This is a genomic window from Stenotrophomonas sp. HMSC10F07 (assembly GCF_001807895.1).
In the GTDB taxonomy this organism is placed as follows: domain Bacteria; phylum Pseudomonadota; class Gammaproteobacteria; order Xanthomonadales; family Xanthomonadaceae; genus Stenotrophomonas; species Stenotrophomonas sepilia.
Window position 1 is genome coordinate 103,350 of sequence record NZ_KV791339.1, and the last position, 1,550, is coordinate 104,899.

Genomic DNA, 1,550 nt, shown 5'->3' on the forward strand with positions numbered 1-1,550 from the left:
AGGGGCCGCCACTGAGTGGCTCGCGGGCGCGTTCGCGTTCGTGGCGGCCAAAGGCTTCCACGCCCTGCTCGCGCGAAATGCGCTCACTCTCGTCACCGAAGATCACTGCGTCACCGTCGAAGGCAATGCGCAGCTGGCCGGCCGGGCGACCGGTATCGATCTGGTCGGCCGCTGCCGCAGCGGTCTCGCCCGGTGGTTTGGGCAGGATGGTCGCCGCCGCGATGCCATGGCGCAGCGCACTGCGCACCGATTCCGGGTTGGCCGACAGGAACAGGTCGGTGCCGAACGGCTTCACATACGGCCAGGTCGGCTCGCCAGCGGTGAACGTCGCACGGATGATGCCCAGGCCGTAATGCTGGATCGAGTTGAAGATACGCAGGCCGGTATCGGCCGAATTGCGCGACAGCAGGATCACCTCGACCCGCGGGTTCTCCGGGCTGGCGCCCTGGTTCAGTGCCAGCAGCTTGCGCACCACGGGAAAGGCCACGCCGGGACCGAGGATGTCGTCCTCATGCTGGCGCTGGAACTCGGCATAGGCCGCCACGCCATCGCTCTCGAACAGCGCATGGCTTTCCTCGAGGTCGAACAGCGCGCGCGAGGTGACCGCGACGGTCAGCAAACGGGGGGAGTTGTCGCCCATCGGTGGGGGTCCTTCAAGCGGTCGGCGGGGCCGGCCGCCCATTGTCCTCAAAAAACGAACTGTTCGCTCAGGATCCGGTCTTCCAGGTTGTGCTCCGGGTCGAACAGCAGGGTCACACGACGGTCCCTCGACTCGCGGATGGTCACCTCGACCACATCGCGGGTCTCGTGCGAATCAGCGGTGACGCTGACCGGACGCTTGTAGGGATCGAGCACGCGGAAGCGCACTTCGGTGTCAGCCTTGAGGATCGCCCCGCGCCAGCGTCGCGGCCGATACGGCGCCAGCGGCGTCAGCGCGATGGTATGCGACCCCAGCGGCAACACCGGGCCGTGCGCGGAATAATTGTAGGCGGTACTGCCGGCCGGGGTGGCCACCAGCACGCCGTCACCGATCAGCTCGGCCACCCGCTCCTGGCCGTTGAGGTCGATGCCGATATGGGCGGCCTGCCGGGTCTGGCGAAGGAGCGAGACATCGTTGTACGCCAGCGAGCCGGTGCTGGTCCCGGACTCGGTCAGCGCCACCATTTCCAGCGGGCGCAGGTTGGCCGGTTCGGCACGCGCAATGCGGGCCTGCACGTCATCGTCGCCGCGGTACTGGTTCATCAGGAAGCCAACGGTACCCAGCTTCATGCCGAACACCGGCTTGCCCAGGTGCCCGTGCCGGTGCAGGGTCTGCAGCATGAAACCGTCGCCACCCAGCGGGCACAGCACGTCGGCCTGCTCGGGCGCGTGATCGCCATAACGCGAGATCATCGCCGCGCGGGCCATCTGTGCAGGTTCGGCGGTGCTGGCCAGGAAAGCGATGCGGGGGGTGTCGCTCATCGGTGGATCCGGGTGGGTGTGCCAGCAAGAGCATACCCGGTCGTGCCGGCCGCTGGCCGGCTGCTGCACCCGGTTGCGATTCATGAGGT

General features: G+C 67.6%; 2 protein-coding genes. Both read right to left on the minus strand.

Translation table 11 applies throughout. The features are described 5' to 3' along the window. Positions 1-640: 5'-nucleotidase (locus HMPREF3114_RS21345; RefSeq protein WP_256337625.1), on the minus strand; the 640-nt coding region annotated here is incomplete at its 3' end. Positions 641-687: 47 nt separating this feature from the next. Then, on the minus strand, positions 688-1,461 hold the full coding sequence (locus HMPREF3114_RS03580; protein ID WP_005417415.1) for an NAD kinase: 774 nt from the start codon (positions 1,459-1,461) through the stop codon (positions 688-690). Positions 1,462-1,550: the final 89 nt, after the last annotated feature.